Source organism: Pseudomonas sp. KSR10 (assembly GCF_022355455.1).
Classification (GTDB): Bacteria; Pseudomonadota; Gammaproteobacteria; order Pseudomonadales; family Pseudomonadaceae; genus Stutzerimonas; species Stutzerimonas stutzeri_E.
The window spans coordinates 209,034-231,669 of record NZ_JAKOEN010000016.1 but is presented as its reverse complement, the minus strand read 5'-3'; the positions used below and the strand labels follow the sequence as shown (position 1 = coordinate 231,669).

The following is a 22,636-nucleotide window of genomic DNA, read 5'->3' as shown; positions in this document are numbered from 1 at the left end:
GCGATGTTGGAAAAAGTACTAATCGCCAACCGCGGTGAAATCGCCCTGCGGATTTTGCGAGCCTGCAAAGAGCTGGGTATCAAGACCGTCGCGGTGCACTCCACCGCCGATCGCGAGCTGATGCACCTGGCCCTGGCGGATGAGTCCGTCTGCATCGGCCCGGCCATTGCGACCAACTCCTATCTGCACATTCCAGCGATCATCGCCGCGGCGGAAGTGACCGGCGCGACAGCGATTCATCCAGGCTATGGATTTCTCGCCGAGAACGCCGACTTCGCCGAGCAGGTGGAAAACTCTGGCTTTGCCTTCGTCGGGCCGAGAGCCGAAACCATTCGCCTGATGGGTGACAAGGTGTCAGCCAAGGACGCCATGATCAAAGCTGGCGTGCCCGTGGTGCCCGGCTCTGACGGGCCACTGCCAGAAGACGAGCAAAAGGCACTGGCGATTGCCCGTGAAGTGGGTTACCCGGTCATCATCAAGGCAGCCGGAGGCGGCGGTGGGCGCGGCATGCGCGTTGTCTACGAAGAAGAAGACCTGATCAAGTCGGCGAAGCTGACCCGCACCGAAGCGGGCGCGGCATTCGGCAACCCGATGGTCTATCTGGAGAAGTTCCTCGGCAATCCTCGTCACGTGGAAGTCCAGGTACTCTCCGATGGCCAGGGTAACGCCATTCATCTGGGCGACCGGGACTGTTCGCTGCAGCGCCGCCATCAGAAGGTCTTGGAAGAGGCGCCAGCCCCTTACATCGACGAAAAGGCACGCGCGGAAGTGCTCAAGCGGTGTACCGATGCGTGCGTCGAAATCGGCTACCGTGGAGCCGGCACCTTCGAGTTCCTCTATGAAGATGGCCGGTTTTACTTCATCGAAATGAACACCCGCGTGCAGGTCGAACACCCGGTAACCGAAATGGTCACTGGAGTGGACATTGTCAAGGAAATGCTCAGCATCGCCGCCGGCAACAAACTGTCGATTCGCCAAGAAGACGTTGTCATTCGCGGCCATTCGCTGGAATGCCGAATCAATGCCGAAGATCCGTCGAACTTCCTGCCCAGCCCGGGTAAGGTCAAGCATTTCCATGCACCAGGCGGCAATGGCGTACGGGTCGACTCGCATCTGTACAGCGGCTATTCGGTACCACCGAACTACGACTCGCTGATCGGCAAGCTGATCACCTACGGGGCCACGCGGGACGAGGCCATGGCGAGAATGCGCAACGCCTTGGACGAAATTGTGGTCGATGGCATCAAGACCAATATCCCGCTGCACCGGGATCTGGTTCGCGACCCTGGTTTCTGCAAGGGCGGCGTGAACATCCATTACCTGGAAAAGAAGCTGGGAATGGACAAGCACTGATTCGGTGCTGCGTCGACAAGGGCTGCCAATGGCAGCCCTTGTCGTTTCTGCCACGCTCAATATTGGATGCCGGCGCAGCTACGCAGTAAGCTCGCCCACTTTTTCGGACCGCAGCGCAATGGCGGTCGCTACTCCATGAGGTCTTTCATGTCCTGGTTACAACTTCGTCTCGCCATCTCTCCGGAACAGGCGCAAGCTCTCGAAGACGCGCTGTTGGGCGTCGGCGCGGTCTCGGTCACCTTCATGGATGCTGAAGACCAGCCTATATTCGAGCCTGATCTCGGCACCACGCCGTTGTGGTCGCATACCCACCTGCTGGCGTTGCTTGAAGGCGATGTCGACGAAGTCAACCTACTCGCCCACCTTCAGCTATTGATCGAAGGCGAATTGCCCGCGCACCAGCTGGAGCGCATCGAAGACCAGGACTGGGAGCGCAGTTGGATGGACAACTTCCATCCGATGCGTTTTGGCCGCCGGCTGTGGATCGTACCCAGCTGGCACGCCGCGCCCGAGCCGGACGCGGTGAATCTGCTGCTCGACCCTGGGCTGGCCTTCGGCACCGGCACCCACCCCACCACCGCGCTTTGCCTGGAGTGGCTGGATGCACAGTCGCTTGAAGGCGCGCAGGTCCTGGATTTCGGTTGTGGTTCGGGGATTCTAGCCATCGCCGCTCTGCTGCTGGGCGCCAAGCAGGCGGTGGGCACCGACATCGACGTACAGGCCATCGAGGCTTCACGTGACAACGCCGGGCGCAACGCTATCGACCCGGCACGCTTCCCACTGTATCTACCCGAGCAGTTACCGGAGGGCCAGGCCGACGTGGTTGTCGCCAATATCCTCGCCGGCCCCCTGGTGGCGCTGGCACCACGGATCATCGAGCGGGTCAAACCCGGTGGCCGGCTGGCCTTGTCCGGAATTCTGGCCGAACAGGCCGAAGAAGTCCGTGCCGCCTACTCGGACCAGTTCGACCTCGACCCAACCGCGGAGAAGGACGGCTGGGTACGCATCACCGGTATCCGCCGCCCCTGAGACAAAGGAGGCATCGCGCTAGCATTACCGCGATGCCTCGATGTGCGACGCGTGTCGCCACTGCCGCTCATCGGTGCGCATGCGCTAGAATACCGGCATTTCCGCCGGACCAACGCATGACCAGCTTCGTCACCCAGTGCCCGCATTGTCGCACCAGCTTCCGCGTCAGCCGCGCCCAGCTCGCCGCCGCCCGTGGCGTGGTGCGTTGCGGAGCATGCATGGAGCTCTTCAATGCTGCTCGCCATCTACAGGGGGGCGATACGGCCAGTGACCTGAACTCAGGCTCAGCGGTCGCTGAGCATCAGCCCCTGCGAGCCCAAACGCCACTGACAAGTTCCACGGCAGACGAGAGCACGCTGTGGATCCACGATGATCTGGACTTGGACAGCCTGGATCTGGATGAGGAATTGGCAAAGCTCGAACGGCAGGAGCTGGAGCTGTCGCGCGAGTTCCTCGAGCTTCAGCCGCAAACCGGCAACGACCTGCGACGCCAAGGCCCATCAGCCGACGACGACGAGGTCTGGGCTGAGCGGCTGTTGAGCGCGGAAACCGACACACCGACGGCGAACCACCGGACGCAGACGGAGCCGCCCTCCGTCAAGCCGAGCTCTTATGCAGCGGATTTGCGGTTCACTCCCGTTAGCGATGAGCGACCTGCTCCGCCAAGCCCGCTCGCGGCCCCTCGCGGCCCGCTAAACGAGCGACTCGATTCACAGGAACGCGTCGAGCCCGTCCTCGACGGTCTAATCGAGCCCGACGAGGAGACACTGAGCCCTACGTTTGCGAACCACGCCAAGGCTGAACACGAGTCCGAACCGAGACACTCGTCAGGTAAAGAGCGCGAAGAGCCTTTATTCGAACTCGACGACGAGCCATTGCAGCTCGACTGGGAAGAGCATAAGCATCCCTGGGGACGCTGGCTGGGGTGGGGGCTCTTGAACCTGATCGCCCTGCTTGCGCTCGCGAGCCAGTACGTGGCCTACAACTTCGACGAGATAGCGCGGCAAAACGAATACCGCCCGTGGCTCGAGCGCCTCTGCCCTGCATTGGGTTGTGAATTGCCGCCCAGGGTCGATATCAGCCAGATAAAGAGCAGCAATCTGGTGGTGCGCAGCCATCCAGATTTCGCTGGAGCGCTGGTTGTCGATGCGATCATCTACAACCGCGCGTCTTTCACTCAACCATTCCCGCTGCTGGAAGTCCGCTTCGCCGATATCCAGGGGCAGACGCTGGCACAGCGCACCTTCAAACCCGGCGAGTACCTCTCCGGCGAGCTCGCCGGCCAGCGAGAAATGCCCTCGCAGATTCCCATCCACATCGCGCTGGATATTCTCGATCCAGGTACCAAAGCGGTAAATTACAGCCTGAGTTTCCGCTCGCCCGACTAACCATCCCTTCCTCCGAAACGCCATGCCGCACGCTGCCACCGGTCGCATCGGCGCCTCTATCACGGCGGGTTATATGCCAGAGGCTGTTCAGAATTTGTTCAGAACAGCCTTTAACCCGTCATCCGGAGCGGGTATTATGCACACCCTTTTTTGCTGTCCCGATCGACCTAACAAGCAGGCTCCAAGCAGGGAATCTTCATGTCAGCGGTACGCATCGGCCCCTACACCCTTCCAAATCGGTTGATACTAGCGCCCATGGCTGGCGTGACCGATCAGCCGTTCCGCCAGTTGTGCCGACGCCTCGGTGCCGGCATGGTGGTTTCGGAAATGGTGACCAGTGATGTACGCCTGTGGAACAGTCGCAAGTCGCGTCTACGCTTGCTGCACGAGGGCGATCCTGAGCCGCGGTCGGTGCAGATCGCCGGGGGTGATCCTCAGATGCTGGCCGAGGCTGCCGTTCGTAACGTCGAGCTGGGTGCGCAGATCATCGACATCAACATGGGATGCCCAGCGAAGAAGGTCTGCAACAAGGCCGCTGGATCGGCGCTGATGAAAGATGAGCGACTGGTCCGCGAGATACTCGAGGCCGTGGTCGAAGCGGTTGATGTACCGGTGACGCTGAAGATCCGCACCGGGTGGGACAGGCAAAACAAGAATGGACTTACGGTGGCAAAGATCGCCGAGCAATGCGGAATCGCAGCGTTGGCGGTGCATGGCCGTACACGTGCCGATCTTTATACGGGCGACGCGGAATACGACACCATCGCGGCGATCAAACAGGCGGTATCGATTCCGGTGTTCGCCAATGGCGATATCGATACACCCTTTAAGGCAAGTCAGGTTCTTAAAGCCACAGGTGCCGACGCACTGCTGATTGGTCGTGCGGCCCAGGGGCGGCCCTGGATATTCCGCGAGATCAATCACTACCTCGCCACCGGAGAGCTGTTGGCTCCGCCGGATCTGGCCGAAGTCGAAAGCATCCTGCTGGAGCACCTGGGTGCGCTTCACACGTTCTACGGCGAGGTCATGGGCGTGCGGATCGCGCGCAAGCACGTCAGTTGGTACCTCGCAACACAACCCGGCGCGCGCGAATACCGTGGCCGGTTCAATGGTTTGGAAGACAGGGACGCGCAATGCGCCAGTGTTCGGGCATTTCTGGCCGAACGCCGAACAGGCCCTGATTCAGGGGATGGAAAAGGGGTGGCTGCATGACGCTGTTGAACGAAACACTGGTAACTGGAACATCATCCGTGAGCGACAACGTGAACCTTAAGCAACACCTCAACACACCGAGCGAAGCAGGCCAGACCCTGCGCGGTAGTGTGGAAAAGGCGTTGCACAACTATTTCGCCCACCTCGAAGGCGCAGACGTCACGGACGTTTACAACCTGGTGCTTTCCGAAGTAGAGGCGCCGCTGCTCGAAACCGTGATGAATTACGTAAAAGGCAACCAGACCAAAGCCTCCGAGCTGCTGGGCCTGAACCGCGGCACCCTGCGCAAGAAACTCAAGCAGTACGATCTTCTCTGACACAGCGGCAAGCTCCGAAGGAACGGTAGCAAGCCGTTCCACCTGGGGCTTCCCGCAGCAGCCTGTAGCTCCTAGGAAATGTCTATGACCGACCAAAGCACTCGCCTCCCCGTCCGCCGCGCGCTGATCAGCGTGTCCGACAAGACCGGCGTCGTTGAATTCGCCCGCGAGCTCGTCGCGCTCGGCGTCGAGATCCTGTCCACCGGCGGCACCTACAAGCTGCTGCGTGAGAACGACATCGCTGCGGTAGAAGTCGCCGACTACACCGGCTTCCCGGAAATGATGGATGGCCGGGTGAAGACCCTGCACCCCAAAATCCACGGCGGAATTCTTGGCCGGCGCGATATGGACGGGGCGGTCATGGCCGAGCATGGCATCAACCCCATCGACCTGGTCGCAGTCAATCTCTACCCCTTCGCTGCTACCGTCGCCAAGCCTGGTTGCTCCCTGCCAGATGCCATCGAGAACATCGACATTGGCGGGCCGACCATGGTGCGCAGCGCCGCGAAGAACCACAAGGACGTCGCCATCGTGGTCAATGCCGATGACTACGCCAATGTCATCGAGAACCTGCAGAGCGGCGGCCTGACCTATGCCCAGCGCTTCGACCTGGCGCTCAAGGCCTTCGAGCACACCGCATCCTACGACGGCATGATTGCCAACTACCTGGGCACCGTCGACCAAAGCGCCGAAACGCTTTCCACCGAAGGCCGTAGTCTCCTGCCGCGCACTTTCACCACCCAGTTCGTCAAGGCGCAGGACATGCGCTATGGGGAGAATCCGCATCAAATCGCGGCGTTCTACGTCGAAACGGCCGATGAAGCCTGTGTCGCCACGGCCCGCCAGTTGCAGGGCAAGGAGCTGTCCTTCAACAACGTCGCCGACACCGACGCCGCCCTGGAATGCGTGAAGAGTTTCGTCAAGCCGGCCTGTGTCATCGTCAAGCACGCCAATCCCTGCGGCGTTGCCGTGGTACCGGACGACGAAGGCGGCATTCGCCAAGCTTACGAACTGGCCTACGCCACCGACAGCGAATCGGCTTTCGGCGGCATCATCGCGTTCAACCGAGAGCTGGACGGTGAAACAGCCAAGGCCATCGTCGAGCGTCAGTTCGTCGAGGTGATCATCGCACCGAGCATTTCTGCCGAGGCCCGCGACGTGGTCGCGAGCAAAGCGAATATACGTTTGCTTGCATGCGGCCAATGGCCAGCGGAGCGTGCGCCTGGCTGGGACTTCAAGCGCGTCAATGGTGGGCTGTTGGTACAGAGCCGAGACATCGGAATGATCAGCGAAGCCGACCTCAAGGTCGTGACCAAGCGCACACCCAGCGAGCAGGAAATTCATGATCTGATCTTCGCCTGGAAAGTAGCCAAGTTCGTCAAATCCAACGCTATCGTTTATGCCAAGAACCGTCAGACCGTAGGCGTTGGTGCTGGCCAGATGAGCCGTATCAACTCCGCCCGTATTGCCGCGATCAAAGCTGAGCATGCCGGGCTGCCGGTTCCGGGCGCGGTGATGGCCAGCGATGCCTTTTTCCCCTTCCGCGATGGCATCGACAACGCTGCCAAGGCCGGCATCACCGCGGTGATCCAGCCCGGCGGTTCGATGCGCGACGCCGAAGTGATCGCCGCTGCAGACGAAGCCGGCATTGCCATGGTATTCACCGGCATGCGCCACTTTAGGCACTAAAATCGGCCGCACTCGGACAGGCATCTGCGGCGTTGCCCGACTCTTCCCCCATGCTCATTGCCAGAAGGCAACTCCGCTGGGTGAAGAATCGGGCGCCTTGCATCTACCAGCCCGATCGCGACCTCGGTATTCGTAGGGTGGATAACGCTTCGCTTATCCACCAAGCGGGCTACCGGCCCGCCTCCATTGGGAGAGAGAAATGAACGTACTGATCATCGGCAGCGGCGGCCGGGAGCATGCGCTGGCGTGGAAAGTTGCACAGGATCCACGCGTCGAGAAAGTTTTCGTTGCCCCGGGTAATGCCGGCACCGCAACCGAAGCGAAGTGCGAAAACGTCGCCATCGACGTGCTTGCCATCGAACAGCTGGCAGACTTCGCCGAGCAAAACGTACAACTGACGATCGTCGGCCCCGAAGCCCCGCTGGTCAAAGGCGTGGTCGACCTGTTCCGCGCACGCGGTCTCGACTGCTTCGGGCCGACCGCCGCTGCCGCGCAGCTGGAAGGTTCCAAGGCCTTCACCAAAGATTTTCTGGCCCGCCACAAGATTCCCACGGCGGACTACCAGAACTTCACCAAGATCGAACCGGCTCTCGCCTATCTCCAGGAGAAAGGCGCGCCGATCGTGATCAAGGCCGACGGCCTGGCGGCTGGCAAAGGTGTGATCGTCGCCATGACGCTGGCAGAAGCCGAGGACGCCGTGCGCGATATGCTCTCCGGCAATGCCTTTGGCGATGCGGGTGCACGGGTGGTAATCGAAGAATTCCTCGACGGCGAGGAAGCCAGCTTTATCGTCATGGTCGACGGCGCCAATGTGCTGCCAATGGCCACCAGCCAGGACCACAAACGCGTAGGGGACGGCGATACCGGCCCGAACACTGGCGGCATGGGCGCCTATTCTCCGGCGCCGGTGGTTACCGATGAGATTCATCAGCGCGTCATGGACGAGGTCATCTGGCCAACCGTCAAGGGCATGGCGGCAGAGGGCAATGTCTACACGGGCTTTCTCTATGCAGGCCTGATGATCGACCGCCATGGCGCGCCCAAGGTAATCGAGTTCAATTGTCGCTTCGGTGATCCTGAAACCCAGCCGATCATGTTGCGCCTGCAATCCAGCCTGGTGCTGCTGGTCGAAGCAGCGCTGGCCAAGGCGCTGGACAAGATTGAAGCGCAGTGGGATCCGCGCCCGAGCCTGGGCGTCGTACTTGCCGCAGGTGGCTATCCTGGTTACTACGGCAAAGGCGCAGCGATTCGCGGCCTTGAATCCGCCGCCCAGTTGCAAGGCAAGGTCTTCCATGCTGGTACGGCTCTGAAAGACGGAGCGGTCACCACCTCCGGCGGCCGCGTGCTCTGCGCAACTGCCATGGGCGACACCGTGTCAGCAGCCCAGCAGAATGCCTATGCGTTGGCCGCTCGCATTGAGTGGGACGGCCACTTCTATCGCCACGACATCGGATATCGTGCCATTGCGCGCGAACAAGGCGAGAGCTGAGCGAGAAGATCGCCGCAATGTGCGCAACGGTCGAGCTTATCTTTCGTTGCGCACATTACCGGGGCTCTTTGCGATGGCTATAATCCATCGTCACACAGATGAAGGGACTTCAATCGTGCGTCGACTCTGGGTCGCCATTGCTTTTACCTTCAGTCTATTACTGGCTGCGTTGAACGCATCCGCTGCGATCACCGAGCCATCCTCGCCTTCGGCAGTCATTGACGCCACGCAGGGGACAGAGCCCAACTGGCGATTGCTCATCGACCAATCAAACCGGCTCACCCTTGCGGAAATCCTGGAACAACGCACTCTGTTCCAGCGAATCGACCAACGCTCGTACGCCGCTCCGGCGAGCGACAACGCCGTCTGGCTACAGGTGAGTTTGCCCGCCTTCGCCCAGCCGAACTGGCTGTGGATTTTTGCCCCACGCGTGCAATATCTCGATTTTTATCTACTACGTGACGGCCAGGTCGAGCGCCATGTGGAAACCGGCGAGTTGCGGCCGCTGGAATCCCGCCCCTTGCCTACCCGCGCGTACCTGTTTTCCCTGCCCAACGACAACGTGCCTCGCGAAGCCTATATCCGGTTGCAGTCGTCACACCCAATCATGGCCTGGTTCCACACGGTAGATGAGATTGGGCTGGTCAAGCAGACGCGCCCGGCCTACCTGTTCGGGGCGCTGTTCGGCGCCCTCGCCTTGCTGATGATCTACAACCTGCTGCGCTTCGCCTATACCTTCAATTACTGCCATGTGTGGCTCGCCCTGCTGCACGGGGCGCTGCTGACCTGTGCCGTGGCGAACCTCGGACTGCTGGCGGTGTGGTCGCCGAAACTGATCTACAGCCAACCCCTGATTGCCGACATCGCGGCATTGGCGACCAGTCTTTCGCTGCTGGCCTTCACGTTCGGCTTCTTTCATCATCGCAGGACACCCTGGATTACCTGGCTGCTCGCATTGCAAGCGGGTCTCGTCAGCGCGTTGGCGGCGACCATACTGCTTACCGGTCAGCTCTGGTTCAGCTGGCTGATCTACGCCATGGTGCTGGCCACCGCCGTCAGCGTCACCGCGGTGGCTATCCACCATTGGCGGCAGCGCTATGACCCAGCCCGCCTGCTCGTCGCCGGGATGCTGTTGTTCAATGGCGGCTTCGTCTTCGTTCTGCCGATCCTGCTGGGTTTCAATCAATTCGATCCGGATTGGCTGACCGGCATCATGTTCAGCGTGGCCACGTGCTCCGGATTGATTCTCAGCTTCGCACTGCTCGAGCGGCAGCGTCAGATCCAATCGGACAGCCGCAATCAGCACACTGCCGAAGCGGTCACCAGTGCCGAGCTACGGACCAAGGCGGATTTCCTGGCAAAGATCAGCCATGAAATTCGTACCCCGATGAACGGGGTACTCGGCATGAGCGAGCTATTGCTCAGCACCTCGCTGTCGGCCAAGCAGCGCGACTATGTGCAGACGATTCATAGCTCCGGCAACGAATTGCTCAACCTGATCAACGAGATTCTCGACATCTCTAAACTGGAGTCCGGGCAGATCGAACTGGACGACGTGCAATTCGACCTCAACGCATTGATCGAAGACTGCCTGAGCATCTTCCGCGCCAAGGCCGAGCAGCAGAAAGTCGAGCTGATCAGCTTCGTCCAGCCGCAGATGCCGCACGTCGTTGAAGGCGACCCAACCCGCTTGCGCCAGGCCCTGCTGAACCTGTTGGAAAATGCCTTCAAGCAGACCGAAGAAGGCGAGGTGCTGTTGATAGCGGCGGTGGATGGTCATGAGGAGGCGCCGCGGCTGCGTATCACCGTACAGGACAGCGGACGACCGCTGGAAACACAAGAACGCGATGCCCTGCTCAATGCCGCCCTGGATAGCCGCGACTTCCTTGCCGCGACCCGCCACGGTGGCCGCCTCGGCTTGATTATCGCCAGACAGCTTGTCCACCTGATGGATGGCGAGTTCGGCATCCAGACCGGTGGCATCGCCGGCAATACGTTATGGATCAGCCTGCCGTTGGGCGCAGACATTTCGGAGCAACCCGGCAGCGATCTGGACAATCAGCTGAAAGGCTCGCGGCTCTTGGTAGTCGATGACAACGATACCTGCCGAAAGGTGCTCAGTCAGCAGTGCAGCAGCTGGGGATTCGAAGTCAGTGCGGTGGCCTCGGGCAAGGAGGCGCTGGCGCTTCTGCGCACCAAGGCGCATCTGCGCGAATATTTCGACGTGGTCCTGCTCGATCAGGACATGCCCGGCATGACCGGCATGCAACTGGCGAGCAGAATCAAGGAAGACTTCAGCCTCAATCATGACATTCTACTGATCATGCTGACCGGCATGAGCAACGCGCCGAGCAAGATCATCGCGCGTAACGCCGGGATCAAGCGCATCCTGGCCAAACCCGTTGCCGGCTATACTTTGAAAACCACCCTGGCGGATGAGCTGGCTCGTCGCACCAGCGCCATCGCGCGATCCGCGACGACCCAAGCCAGCACGCCACTTTCCGTGCCGGACGACTTCCGCATCCTGGTCGCAGAGGACAACAGTATTTCCACCAAGGTCATTCGAGGCATGTTGAGCAAGCTCAACCTCAATCCGGATACGGCCAGCAATGGAGAAGAGGCACTCGCAGCGATCAAGGAGCAACCCTATGATCTGGTGCTGATGGATTGCGAAATGCCGATCATGGACGGCTTCGAGGCCACCGCGCGGCTACGTGCCTGGGAGGCGTCCGAGGGCCGGCCGCGAACGCCAGTGGTGGCTCTTACCGCCCATATTCTCAGCGAACACCGTGAGCGTGCCCGCGATGCAGGGATGGACGGTCACATGGCCAAACCTGTCGAGATGTCCCAGTTGCGCGAGCTGATCGAGCACTGGGTCCGCATCAGGGAGGCGACAGCAGATCGATAGTCCGTACCAACGCTAACCACGCGCGCCGCTTCATGATTGCAACCCTAGTTGCCCGACGGTATGGACCGGACGTCGCTGATGATCAGCAGGCTTTCCGGTTGCTCAGGCATTCGTGAGGCATCCAGGCGCAAGTCCTGAGCAGGTACCGCATAACTCATTCGACGGGTCAGCATGCGCAGCGCACTCGTCAGCAACGCGATTGCCAGAGGCTCCCCAGGGCAACGATGCCCGTTCGCGGCATCGCCGCCACCCTGAGTAATGAAATTGAATGCACCGCCATCCCAATTGGCGAAGCGCTCGGGTTGAAATGCCTCGGGTTGCGCCCAGAGTCGTGCGTCTCGATTGGTACCGTAGAGATCCAGCAACACCCGCGTGCCTTTCGGAAAATGGTAGCCCTTCCATTCGAAATCCCTCCGCACACGCGCCGCCGTGAAGGGGAAGAAGGCGTGAAGCCGCCGGACTTCCTGTGCAAAGAGCTCCAGCGCAGCGTTTTCTTGCTGAAGCCGTTGACGCCATTGAGGGTGTGCCAGTAGTTCCAGCGCCGCATAGATGACGAATCGTGTCACCGCCACGATCGGACGCAGGAGATTGAGCATTTCCACTGCAGCGACCCGCTCTTCCAGCGCCACCCCGTCAAGATCGAGGTACCGAGCGACCACTGCCAGCGGCCGGGTCTCATCAACCACCAGCGTTCCGGCGCGCACACGGCTGACCAGATCAATCATCCAGCTTTCGGCCTCCTTACGGGCCTTGCGCGCACGCCAATGACGCGCACCGACTCCACCGGCCCCATCTATCATTGCAGCCAGTTGATCACGACGATGCGTTAGCTCGCCTTGCGCAAGTGGCACCCCTGCCCAGTCGCACGCAGCATGCGTGAAAATCGCCTGCACCTCGGGCATGAGCACCACGCGATCACACTGTTGCCAAGTCTCGATGGCTGCCTGCCAATTGGCCTCGCTCAGCCGCACCAGATCGGCCACCGCCGCCTCGGTCAGTAGCGAGAGGAAAAGCTGCTTGCGATGCCGATGAGCCTGGTCATCTAGCCCCTGCACGCCACCCTGGCCGAACAGCGTTTTCTGCAGCATGCGTGGCGCTGCGCGCTCACGTTGAAAAAGCTGCTCGTCATAGAACAGTTTCGCCGCCTCCTCGCCTCGCATACATATGGTGTTCTGCATCAGTAGACGAACCTGGAACAGGTCCGATCCGAGCCGCTGGCAGCGGCTGGAAATGAACGAGTAACCTTCGCCAAGCAACGACAGCGAACTTTCCGCCTGTGAGTCGCGCGGGATATCCGGCATAAGTACACCTCTATGGATTGGATTTGTCGGTGGACCTCATACCGTTGCCCAGGTGCCCTTGCGCCCCGCAATTGAAAGAGAATGAACAAATCGCGCGGTCCGCTGCCGATAAAAGACCGGCCGAATTATTCCGCGACGGGTGTTTCATCCAATTGTCCGAACCTTCGCTTCGAGGCAAATGCCGTCGCCAAGGAGCCCATGCAATGATGAAGAGGAGCGATGTCGCCTGGACTCTTGTCGGCATCATGGCGGTACTGCTTTCCGGCTATTTGCTCTATCAGGAGATACGTAATCTTTCGCTGGCTGAACTCACCGACAGCCTTGAGGCCATCAGTCATCGCAACTGGCTGCTGGCAGGACTTGCAACACTTGGCGCCTACAGTGCATTAGCCTGGTACGACCGAATCGCCATCGCTCATCTCGGCAAGAGCATCTCATGGTGGTTCATCACGCTCTGCTCGTTCACCACCTACGCCCTGGCGCACAACGTAGGGGCATCGGTGTTTTCCGGTGCGGTCGTGCGCTACCGCGCGTACCGCAGTAAAGGGCTTACGCCCCACGAAATCGGCGTGCTGATCGTGTTCTGTTCGCTGACGTTTCTCCTCGGCATTCTGATTGCGGGCGGGATTGTATTGATCCTACGGCCGGACTTGCTGAACAGGCTCATCGAGGCCGATCCATGGCTATCGACCTCGATTGGCGCGTCGCTGTTGTGCCTGGTTGGCCTTTATGTGATTGGCGCCTGGCGACACTTCGCGCCGATGCACATAGGCAAGTGGCGAATCACTTATCCGCGCCTGCCAATCGTCGGTCGCCAGTTGATCGCCGCACCGCTGGAGCTCGCCTGCGCTGCTGCCATAATCTACTTCGCCCTTCCCGAGGCGCAGAACCCCGGTTACCTGGTAGTGTTCGGGGTGTTTCTCGGTTCCTTCTCGCTCGCGTTGCTATCCCACGCACCTGGAGGGCTCGGCGTGCTCGAGGTGACGTTTCTCGCCGCCCTGCCGGAACTGCCCACCGCGGATGTACTGGCGGCGCTGATCGTATTCAGGGCGTTCTACTTGTTGGTGCCATTTGCCCTTGCGATTATGGTGGTAGCGATATTCGAAACGACGCAATGGTCGCAGCGACGGCGCAAAGCTACCGTCGGTCAATAACCTGCTGTCGCGAACACCACCATTGCACTATGGCTATGCGTGCGTTGCCGAGCGATCATTCGGCCTCTTCCGAAACGAAACCGAGCACATGACCGATACCCGTACCAACCCACCCGGCCCCGAGCAGCCGGCCGAGCACAAACCTCGGCCCTTGATCGACCTGGCTATAAGCATCGTCATTCCGTCATTGATTCTGATGAAACTGAGCGGCGAACATCGTCTCGGCGCAGACGGTGCTCTCTTGCTGGCGCTGGCCTTTCCGCTCGGCTGGGGGTTGTTCGAGCTGGCGAAATACCGCAAGTTCAACTGGATCGCGCTCCTGGGCCTGGTCAGCGTGCTGCTGACCGGAGGCATCGGCCTGCTACAGCTCGACCCTCAATGGCTGGCCATCAAGGAGGCGATGATTCCCGGCGTCATCGGCATCGTCGTGTTAGCGTCGACCCGAACTCGCTTTCCATTGATCCGCACGCTGCTTTACAACCCCAAGGTGCTCAACGTCGAGAAAGTTCACGAACAGCTCGAACGCAACGGGCAGACCGCTCACTTCGAAACACGGCTGCTGCGTGCCACCTACTTTCTTAGCGGCACTTTTTTCTTTTCGTCCTTCATGAACTACGTGCTGGCCAAATGGATCGTAAACAGCCCGGCCGGTAGCGAGGCGTTCAATGCCGAGCTCGGACGCATGACCTTGCTCAGCTATCCGATGATCGCGATCCCGAGTATGGCGATGATGATGGCCATCTTCTACTACCTCTGGCGTACCATCCATGGTCTGACCGGACTGCGCCTCGAGGACATCATCGCAGCCCATACGCATGCCGATCGGCCTGACAAAGATATCTGACCGCTCACCTCGACATCAGCAGCATCCACAATGGCAGGCTGATCGCCGCGAGCAGGGTCGAGAGAAACACGGTCGAGCTGACCGCGCGGGTATCTTCCTGATTGATCACGAAGGCCAATACATTGACCCCACTTGGGCAGGCCGCGAGCAGCACCAGCACGCTGCGCGCCTCGTGGTTCAGACCGGGCAACAGTCCTCCCAGATACCACACCAGTAACGGAAACAGGCCTAACTTGACCAGGGTGAGCGCCAATGCCGTACCGCTGGGGCGCAGGCGATAACGTGACAGACTGATGCCCAGCACGATCAATGCACAGGGCAAGGCCGCCTGGGCCAGCCAGTCAGCCACGCGCCACAACGGTTGCGGCAACTCGAGGCCCGAGACGCTCAGCAAGGCGCCCAATGAGAGGCCCACGATAAGCGGGTTGGCAAGATTTTTCAGCAGCGCAGCGCCATTGACTTTCTGACCTGAGCCGAAAGCGTTGTAGAAGCTTTGCAGTGAAAACAAAATCAGGCTATGGAACACCAAAATGGCAAACACGTACACCAGGCTTTCCGACCCGAGCAGCGTAGTCACCAGTGGGATCCCGACCAGCACGTTATTGGAGTAGGCTGCCGTCAGTCCAAGCGGTGATGCGCGCCCGAGCAGGCGGTGTGCAACTAGCCCTACGAGTACGAAGATGGCCAGCACTGGCCCGAAATATCCCAGCAACAGCATGGGCGACATCCCGTCGCTCAGCTGCGCCCGAGCGATACCGGAGAACAGGACCGCCGGCATGAAAAGTTTGAAGGTGATATTGGCAAGCCCGGTCGCCGCTTCGCCAGCGAGCCAGCGTCGCCAGCCCAGCAGGTAGCCGAGCATGATCAAGCCAAAGATCGGCAGAATTGCCTGGAACACGACCACGCGGCTTCTCCAGCAACCGGCGCGACATCATGCCGCCCCGAAAAAAGGCCGCAAAGAATACTCCGAGTCGCAATCCAGATCACCCAATAGCGCGCGACCATCGCGCCATAGGCCAATCGGCCTTAGGGCCTCAGCCAGTCAGGCTTGAAAATGCTGCACGGTGCCAGCGGCGGTACCTGTCTCTCCTGCCGCCAGTACATCGAGCACAACCGACAGATCGTCACGCCAATCGTGCGTATCGATACCGAAGGTAGCTTCGAACTTGCCGCAGTCGAGCACCGACCACGCGGGTCGGCGCGCGGGTGTCGGGTACTGTGCCGTCGTGATCGAGGACACCTGCGGCTGCTTGGCCAGCATGCCTTTGGCCTCAGCCTGACGAAAAATCTCCACCGCGAAATCGAACCACGTGCAAGGTGATCGGCCGCTGTAGTGATAAAGCCCCCAAGCAAGCGTGCCTTCCCGTGAATAACGTTGGGCCAGTTGCAGTAGTACATCCGCAATACCGCCGGCCTGTGTAGGACAACCAAACTGATCAGCGACGACCGAGAGCGAGTCGCGTTGGTGCGCCAGGCGCAGCATCGTTTTGACAAAGTTGTGGCCATGCGCGCCATATACCCAACTGGTCCGCAGGATCAAATGTTCATTCAACACAGCCTGGATGGCGGCTTCGCCTGCCAGCTTGCTGGCGCCGTAAACGCCTGTTGGTGAGACCTGATCTTCTTCGCGATAAGGCTCACGGGCTTCGCCGGAAAACACGTAATCGGTGGAAATATGCAGCAAGGGAATAGCGAGTCGCCGGGCGGCTTCAGCAAGCCTCGCGGCACCGTCACGGTTGACCGCGTAAGCCTGCTCGCTGTGTGTCTCGGCGTTGTCCACGTGGGTGTAGGCAGCCGCGTTGATGATCAACCCCGGCTTGAGCTGGTCGACAACGCCCGCAATCTGATCAGCATCGGTGATGTCCAGTTGCGCACGAGTCATGCCAAGCGCCTCGAGACCATACGCATGAGCACGGTCTACCAACTCGTGACCAACCTGGCCACCGGCTCCGCATACAAGGATTCGCATCTGGTTATCGCCTCATTCAAAGCTTATCGGTAACGGCAAGCATGGATTGTAAAACAGATTCAACACAGTGAATCGCGCCAGAACTACCGAGATAGCGCGGTCCATGCTTCGTTCAGGCCAGCATAAACGAATTTTGTTCCGCCAAAGTGAAACTAAGAATTATTGGCGGGCCGGACATCATCAGTGGCGATCAAAACGCGCAATGCTAGCACGGGTGAAACTCAGGGCCTGCTACGAGGACCAAACAGGACAGGCGTCGTCGCGCAGAACATCTCGGCGCGAGATCTTGCGGGCCCGCATCGTTCTACCGGCACGAGGAAAGCCATCATGCCCAGAGGTGAAAAGTCCAAATACACCGACAAACAGCAACGCAAAGCCGAACATATCGAAGAGAGCTATGAGGAGCGTGGGGTATCGGAGAAAGAAGCCGAAGCCCGAGCCTGGGCCACGGTCAACAAGCAATCAGGCGGTGGCGAGCGCAAGGGAGGTTCTGGCCAAAAGAAAAGCGAGACAACCAAGCGTGCCGACCGCAAGGATTCGGCGCATCGGGCAGCTAAAGCTCGTTCCGGCGAGTCACCGAACAAAGGCTCGGCACGCAGTAACCGCTCAGGCAGCACTTCGCTCGCCGACCTCACCCGCGACGAGCTGATGCAAAAAGCGCGTGAGCGTGACGTTCACGGTCGTTCGAAAATGCGCAAGGACGAGCTAATCAAGGCGCTCAGCTGAAGGAATTCCTATGCAAGATCCTGATCCAGGGGATGACGGAACGCCAAGTCCGATTCCCGAACCCGAGCGCAAGGAACCTGGCGAGCCGGTTCCCATCGAAGAACCCGGCAAGCCGGAGCGCCCGGAGAAAAGCGAGGCTGGCTAAAACTCTCCACCTCCACTCCTATTGGATAGAGCTCTAGGTCCAGCGAGACGCCGCCAGGCGCAACGACCAGCGTGGCTGGACAATAACTACCTATATATTTTAAGGAGACCGTGATGAGCTACGTTCAACTGAGCGACAAACAGACTCTGCGCGAGCGCGCCCGCCAGCATGTCGAAAATGGTGCGGTGACTGAAAGCTACTCGGCTGATCGCGACACCGTGATCAATCTGCTCAACGAGGCACTGGCCACTGAGCTGGTCTGCTACCTGCGCTACAAACGCCACTACTATATGGCCACCGGCCTGAAATCAAGCGTTGCCGCCGATGAGTTTCTCGAGCACGCCAATGAAGAGCAGGAGCATGCCGACCGGCTCGCCGAACGCATCGTGCAGCTAGGCGGCGCACCGGACTTCAACCCGGACAGCCTATCCGAGCGCGCGCATGCTCAATATGCCGAGGGCAACGGCCTACGCGACATGGTCTTTGAAAATCTGGTTTCCGAGCGCATCGCCATCGACAGCTATCGTGAAATCGTTCAATACCTTGGCGACAAGGATCCAACCACGCGACGGATCTTCGAAGATATCCTCGCCCAGGAAGAAGAGCACGCCGACGATATGGCCAGCCTGCTCGATGGCATGAACTGAGCGCTTCGACATGTTCACAAGCGCGGCGGACACTGGATAAAAAAAGGCCACCCTGGGGTGGCCTTAAAAAGGAAAGAGAGTACTGCTCAGCCGGCAGCTGCCGGGCGCATGTAGGAGATCGGTGCGGTCTGGGAGTCAGTGAACGTGACCATTTCCCACGCGTCCTTCTGTTCCATCAAGGCGCGTAGCAAACGATTGTTCAATGCATGTCCGGATTTAAAGCCGCGGAATTCGCCGATCAAGCTGGTACCCAACAAGTAGAGATCACCGATTGCATCGAGAATCTTGTGCTTCACGAATTCGTCCTCATACCGCAGACCGTCTTCGTTAAGCACATGGTCTTCATCGACCACGATCGCATTTTCGACACTGCCACCCAAGGCCAGGTTGTGCGAGCGGAGGAATTCGATGTCGCGCATGAAGCCGAAGGTTCGCGCACGGCTGACTTCCTTGACGAAGGAAGTACTGGAGAAGTCCACACTGGCGGTCTGGGTGCGACCACGGAATACCGGATGGTCGAAATCGATCTCGAAACTCACCTTGAAGCCTTCGAACGGCAGGAACGTAGCGCGCTTGTCGCCATCCTCCACCGAGACTTCGCGAATGATACGGATGAACTTCTTGGGGGCGTCCTGCTCCTGCAGGCCGGCCGATTGAATCAAGAATACGAAGGGGCCAGCGCTACCGTCCATGATCGGCACTTCCGACGCTGAAAGCTCGACATAAGCATTGTCAATGCCAAGTCCAGCCATCGCCGACAGCAAATGCTCCACCGTGTCGACCTTGACCTCGCCGCTGACCAGCGTTGTCGACATGGTCGTTTCGCCAACGTTCTCGGCCCGGGCGGCGATTTGTACCGGCGGGTTGAGATCGGTGCGACAGAACACGATTCCGGTGTCCACGGGTGCCGGCTTCAGGGTCAGGTATACCTTCTCCCCCGAATGCAGGCCGACGCCAGTGGCGCGAATGATGTTCTTTAAGGTGCGTTGTCTGATCATGGCTTGGTTTCGCTATTGCGCTGTTGCGAATGGTTTCCAACAAAGGTGGCGATCATAGCAGAACCCCTGTTTGCTGAATACCAATCACCCCAATACTGCTGATGCATTCAATCAATCAGCCTGACGACGCAGGAAAGCCGGAATATCGAGATAGTCCAGGTCCTCCTGTGGGTTCATTTTCGCCGCCGTGGCCGCTGCATGAGCCTGATTGCGCATGACGGTCGGGCGATCCAGATCACGGTAGTTCACCGCTGCTTGATCCTGACGCGGCGCCGGCGCGGCCTGAGGGGCTACGGCAGCGGTCTGCAACGTGTTGTCGACGACCTTGACCGGCTTTTCGTTGCGCGGACCAAGGCCAGTCGCGACCACGGTAACGTGCAACTCGTCGAGCATATCCGGATCGATAACGGCACCGACCTTGACGGTCGCCTCGTCGGACGCGAAGGCTTCGATGATCTCGCCCACCGCAGCGTACTCACCGAGGGACAAATCCAGACCGGCGGTAATATTGACGAGGATGCCGCGGGCGCCCTGAAGGTTGACGTCTTCCAGCAGCGGGTTGCGAATCGCCGCCTCGGTCGCTTCGCGAGCGCGATTGGGTCCGGTTGCGCAGCCGGTGCCCATCATGGCCATGCCCATCTCGCCCATAACGGTCTTCACGTCGGCAAAATCGACGTTCATCAGGCCGGGGCGCTGCATGATGTCGGAGATGCCGCGTACAGCACCGGTGAGCACGTCGTCCGCCTTGGCGAAGGCGGCCAGCAGGCTCGCGTCCTTGCCCAGGATGGTCAGTAGCTTCTCGTTGGGGATAGTGATCAGCGAGTCGACGCACTCCGACAGCTGGCGGATGCCTTCGTCGGCGACCTGCATGCGACGACGGCCTTCGAACGGGAACGGACGGGTCACGACTGCAACGGTGAGAATGCCCATTTCCTTGGCAACCGAAGCGATGACCGGCGCGGCGCCGGTGCCGGTGCCGCCACCCATGCCAGTGGTGATGAACACCATATCGGCGCCCTGCAGCACCTCGGCGATGCGCTCGCGGTCATCCATCGCGGCCTGACGACCGATGTCGGGATTGGTGCCTGCACCCAAACCCTTGGTAATGGCGGAACCCAACTGCAGCACGGTTCGCGCTTCGATTTTCTTCAGCGCCTGGGCATCGGTGTTGGCGCAGATGAATTCCACACCTTCAACGTTGTTGCGCACCATGTGATTGACGGCATTGCCGCCGCCTCCGCCTACGCCAATGACCTTGATCACTGCACTTTGCGGGGTATGATCTACGAGTTCGAACATTTCCCTCTCTCCTTCCAGCTTTCTAGTTTTAGGTACAGCCGCACTGCTCAGAAATTGCCCTGGATCCAGCTCTTGAGCCGGTCCACGACAGATGTTTTGGGTTCTTCGGCGAAATGGCCGAGACCGGACATGGAGACGCCATCGGTCTGCTTACGCATCCCGTACAGCAACAGGCCCACGCCCGTTGAATAGATGGGGTTGCGGACTACATCGGTGAGTCCATTGACGCTGTGCGGTACGCCCAGGCGCACCGGCATGTGAAAGATTTCCTCGGCCAGCTCGACGGCACCTTCCATCTTCGCTGTGCCGCCGGTGAGAACGATCCCTGCCGGGACCAGATCCTCGTAACCGCTGCGACGCAGTTCAGCCTGGATCAGTGTGAAGAGCTCGTCGTAACGCGGTTCCACGACTTCGGCTAGTGCCTGGCGCGAGAGTTCCCGAGGCGGACGATCACCGACGCTCGGTACCTTGATGGTTTCGCCTGGCCCGGCCAGCTTCGCCAGTGCGCAGGCATAACGGATCTTGATTTCCTCGGCGTACTGCGTCGGCGTACGCAGCGCCATGGCGATGTCATTGGTGACCTGGTCACCGGCGATTGGGATGACCGCGGTATGCCGGATCGCGCCTTCGGTGAAGATGCAGATGTCGGTGGTGCCGCCGCCGATATCCACCAGGCAGACGCCCAGCTCCTTCTCGTCGTCGGTCAGCACGGCATGCGCCGAGGCCAATTGCTCGAGGATGATGTCATCCACTTCGAGCCCACAGCGACGCACGCATTTCTCGATGTTCTGTGCCGCATTGACGGCGCAGGTCACCACATGAACCTTGGCTTCCAAACGCACGCCGGACATGCCCAGCGGCTCGCGAACGCCTTCCTGGTTATCGATCACATAATCCTGCGGCAGAGTGTGTAGCACCCGTTGGTCCGCCGGGATGGCCACGGCTTGCGCGGCGTCCAGCACGCGTTCGAGGTCGGCGCTGCTTACTTCGCGGTCGCGGATGGCAACGATTCCGTGAGAATTGAGGCTGCGTATGTGATTGCCAGCCAGACCGACGAACGCGGAATGGATACGACAGCCTGCCATCAGCTGGGCTTCCTCGACAGCGCGCTGGATCGACTGAACGGTCGATTCGATATTGACCACCACGCCTTTCTTCAACCCGCGCGATGGATGGGTGCCGATCCCGACGATCTCGAGCTCGCCGTCCGGCGTCACTTCGCCCACCAGCGCCACCACCTTGGAGGTGCCGATATCGAGACCGACGATCATCTTGCCGCTTTGCACGCTAGACATGTGTTTCATTCCTCAATTCTTCGCAACGACGGGTTCATCCGTCGTGGTCGGACTCGGCTCGCGCCATGCCACAGCCAGGCCGTTGGCGTAGCGGAGGTCGATCCGCGCAATTCTGTCGCTCTCCTGCGCCAGCTCTTGCTGGTAAATGGCAGTGAAGCGCCGCATTTTTTCGATTATCTGGTCTCTTCCCAGCAACAGCTCGACGCCCTGCTTGGTCGTCACGAACCAGCTGCCTCGTGCTCGCAACTCCAGGCGAGCGATGGAAAAACCGAGCGGCCGCAGCATCTGGCTGAGCATCTGGTACTGCTGCATGACCCGCTGCTGGGCCCGCTTCGGACCATGCAATTGCGGCAAGTGTTCATACTGAGTCAGATCATTGGGCGCAAAGGCCTGGCCATTGTTGTTCAACAATGACTCATCGCCCCAGCGAGCGACCGGTAGCTGTTCGTCGAGACGCACCAGGACCTCATCCGGCCAAATCCGACGCACCTCGACATGGGCAATCCACGGCATCTGCTCAAGGTCGTGACGCAATGCGTCGAGATCAACCTTGAAGAAACTGGCCTCGACGAACGGTGCCATGCGCGCCTGCACAGCCTGCTGATCGACATAGGTCAGTTCGCCCCGAACACTGACCTTGGCGATCGGCCGATCAGCATAGGGCGCGAGACGCTGACCCAGCTCGTAAAGCCCCACGACCAGGGTCACCAGCAATACCGGCCACAGGACACGCTTGAAGGAACTCAGGCTGGGCCGTGGCAAGCGCGCCGAAAGCGGCTCACGTTGCACCAGGCGGCTCGCGCCCCGCTGCGCCGGCTTGCGTGACGCACGGCCGGTGGTGGGTTGCGAGTGACGCAGCGTGGTGATCATGGC

At 60.1% G+C, this 22,636-nt stretch carries 20 protein-coding genes; 13 read left to right on the top strand and 7 right to left on the bottom strand.

The features are described from left to right. Window positions 1–3 precede the first annotated feature (3 nt). The 8 genes from accC to MCB86_RS08045 all read left to right on the top strand — a co-directional run bounded on the left by accC (window position 4) and on the right by MCB86_RS08045 (window position 11,385). A complete protein-coding gene (gene accC, locus MCB86_RS08080; RefSeq protein WP_045163440.1) occupies window positions 4–1,353 on the top strand; it encodes an acetyl-CoA carboxylase biotin carboxylase subunit in 1,350 nt (449 codons plus the stop codon). A gap of 147 nt (window positions 1,354–1,500) precedes the next feature. Further along, entirely contained in the window at window positions 1,501–2,382 is an 882-nt protein-coding gene (prmA, locus tag MCB86_RS08075; protein WP_239610539.1) for a 50S ribosomal protein L11 methyltransferase, read from the top strand. A 116-nt stretch (window positions 2,383–2,498) separates the two neighbouring features. Beyond that, entirely contained in the window at window positions 2,499–3,770 is a 1,272-nt protein-coding gene (locus MCB86_RS08070; RefSeq protein ID WP_239610538.1) for a DUF3426 domain-containing protein, read from the top strand. Between the two features lie 198 nt (window positions 3,771–3,968). Then, window positions 3,969–4,982 (top strand): tRNA dihydrouridine synthase DusB, encoded by a 1,014-nt coding sequence (gene dusB, locus MCB86_RS08065; protein ID WP_045163443.1) that lies wholly within the window; start codon window positions 3,969–3,971, stop codon window positions 4,980–4,982. Then, window positions 4,979–5,299, top strand: coding sequence for a DNA-binding transcriptional regulator Fis (gene fis, locus MCB86_RS08060; RefSeq protein ID WP_045163444.1), 321 nt, complete (start codon window positions 4,979–4,981; stop codon window positions 5,297–5,299). Before dusB ends, fis begins: the two co-directional genes overlap by 4 nt. A gap of 84 nt (window positions 5,300–5,383) precedes the next feature. Further along, window positions 5,384–6,988, top strand: coding sequence for a bifunctional phosphoribosylaminoimidazolecarboxamide formyltransferase/IMP cyclohydrolase (gene purH, locus MCB86_RS08055; RefSeq protein WP_239610537.1), 1,605 nt, complete (start codon window positions 5,384–5,386; stop codon window positions 6,986–6,988). A 199-nt stretch (window positions 6,989–7,187) separates the two neighbouring features. Further along, window positions 7,188–8,477, top strand: a complete 1,290-nt coding sequence (gene purD, locus MCB86_RS08050; RefSeq protein ID WP_239610536.1) for a phosphoribosylamine--glycine ligase — start codon at window positions 7,188–7,190, stop codon at window positions 8,475–8,477. Between the two features lie 115 nt (window positions 8,478–8,592). Further along, window positions 8,593–11,385, top strand: a complete 2,793-nt coding sequence (locus tag MCB86_RS08045; RefSeq protein WP_239610535.1) for a hybrid sensor histidine kinase/response regulator — start codon at window positions 8,593–8,595, stop codon at window positions 11,383–11,385. A 44-nt stretch (window positions 11,386–11,429) separates the two neighbouring features. Here MCB86_RS08045 and MCB86_RS08040 read toward each other — a convergent pair whose 3' ends face one another. Then, window positions 11,430–12,686, bottom strand: coding sequence for a cytochrome P450 (locus tag MCB86_RS08040; RefSeq protein WP_239610534.1), 1,257 nt, complete (start codon window positions 12,684–12,686; stop codon window positions 11,430–11,432). A 203-nt stretch (window positions 12,687–12,889) separates the two neighbouring features. Here MCB86_RS08040 and MCB86_RS08035 point away from each other — a divergent pair, with 203 nt between their 5' ends. Next, window positions 12,890–13,840 carry a YbhN family protein gene (locus MCB86_RS08035; protein ID WP_045163449.1) on the top strand — a complete coding sequence of 317 codons (951 nt, stop codon included), beginning with the start codon at window positions 12,890–12,892 and terminating at the stop codon, window positions 13,838–13,840. Between the two features lie 88 nt (window positions 13,841–13,928). Continuing rightward, window positions 13,929–14,684, top strand: a complete 756-nt coding sequence (locus MCB86_RS08030) for a VC0807 family protein (RefSeq protein ID WP_045163450.1) — start codon at window positions 13,929–13,931, stop codon at window positions 14,682–14,684. Window positions 14,685–14,688: 4 nt separating this feature from the next. Here the strand turns inward: MCB86_RS08030 and MCB86_RS08025 are convergent, their stop codons facing one another. After that, a complete protein-coding gene (locus MCB86_RS08025; RefSeq protein WP_045163451.1) occupies window positions 14,689–15,588 on the bottom strand; it encodes an AEC family transporter in 900 nt (299 codons plus the stop codon). 138 nt (window positions 15,589–15,726) lie between these two features. Beyond that, complete coding sequence (rfbD, locus tag MCB86_RS08020; protein WP_239610533.1) at window positions 15,727–16,653, bottom strand: dTDP-4-dehydrorhamnose reductase; 927 nt, start codon at window positions 16,651–16,653, stop codon at window positions 15,727–15,729. A 327-nt stretch (window positions 16,654–16,980) separates the two neighbouring features. Between rfbD and MCB86_RS08015 the strand changes: the two genes are divergently transcribed. The 3 genes from MCB86_RS08015 (at window position 16,981) to MCB86_RS08010 (ending at window position 18,171) form a co-directional block, all read left to right on the top strand. Next, the gene (locus MCB86_RS08015; RefSeq protein WP_239610560.1) at window positions 16,981–17,379 is read left to right on the top strand and encodes a Rho termination factor N-terminal domain-containing protein; all 399 of its coding nucleotides are present in this window, start codon (window positions 16,981–16,983) and stop codon (window positions 17,377–17,379) included. 10 nt (window positions 17,380–17,389) lie between these two features. Next, entirely contained in the window at window positions 17,390–17,524 is a 135-nt protein-coding gene (locus tag MCB86_RS22940) for a hypothetical protein (RefSeq protein ID WP_268988830.1), read from the top strand. Between the two features lie 113 nt (window positions 17,525–17,637). Then, entirely contained in the window at window positions 17,638–18,171 is a 534-nt protein-coding gene (locus tag MCB86_RS08010) for a ferritin-like domain-containing protein (RefSeq protein WP_045163454.1), read from the top strand. 86 nt (window positions 18,172–18,257) lie between these two features. Here MCB86_RS08010 and lpxC read toward each other — a convergent pair whose 3' ends face one another. From lpxC to MCB86_RS07990, 4 genes are all read right to left on the bottom strand, one after another. Then, window positions 18,258–19,169, bottom strand: coding sequence for a UDP-3-O-acyl-N-acetylglucosamine deacetylase (lpxC, locus tag MCB86_RS08005; RefSeq protein ID WP_045163455.1), 912 nt, complete (start codon window positions 19,167–19,169; stop codon window positions 18,258–18,260). Window positions 19,170–19,280: 111 nt separating this feature from the next. Beyond that, window positions 19,281–20,468, bottom strand: a complete 1,188-nt coding sequence (gene ftsZ / locus MCB86_RS08000) for a cell division protein FtsZ (RefSeq protein WP_045163456.1) — start codon at window positions 20,466–20,468, stop codon at window positions 19,281–19,283. Between the two features lie 47 nt (window positions 20,469–20,515). Next, on the bottom strand, window positions 20,516–21,763 hold the full coding sequence (ftsA, locus tag MCB86_RS07995; protein ID WP_045163457.1) for a cell division protein FtsA: 1,248 nt from the start codon (window positions 21,761–21,763) through the stop codon (window positions 20,516–20,518). A gap of 12 nt (window positions 21,764–21,775) precedes the next feature. Beyond that, complete coding sequence (locus MCB86_RS07990) at window positions 21,776–22,633, bottom strand: cell division protein FtsQ/DivIB (protein WP_045163458.1); 858 nt, start codon at window positions 22,631–22,633, stop codon at window positions 21,776–21,778. Window positions 22,634–22,636 lie beyond the last annotated feature (3 nt).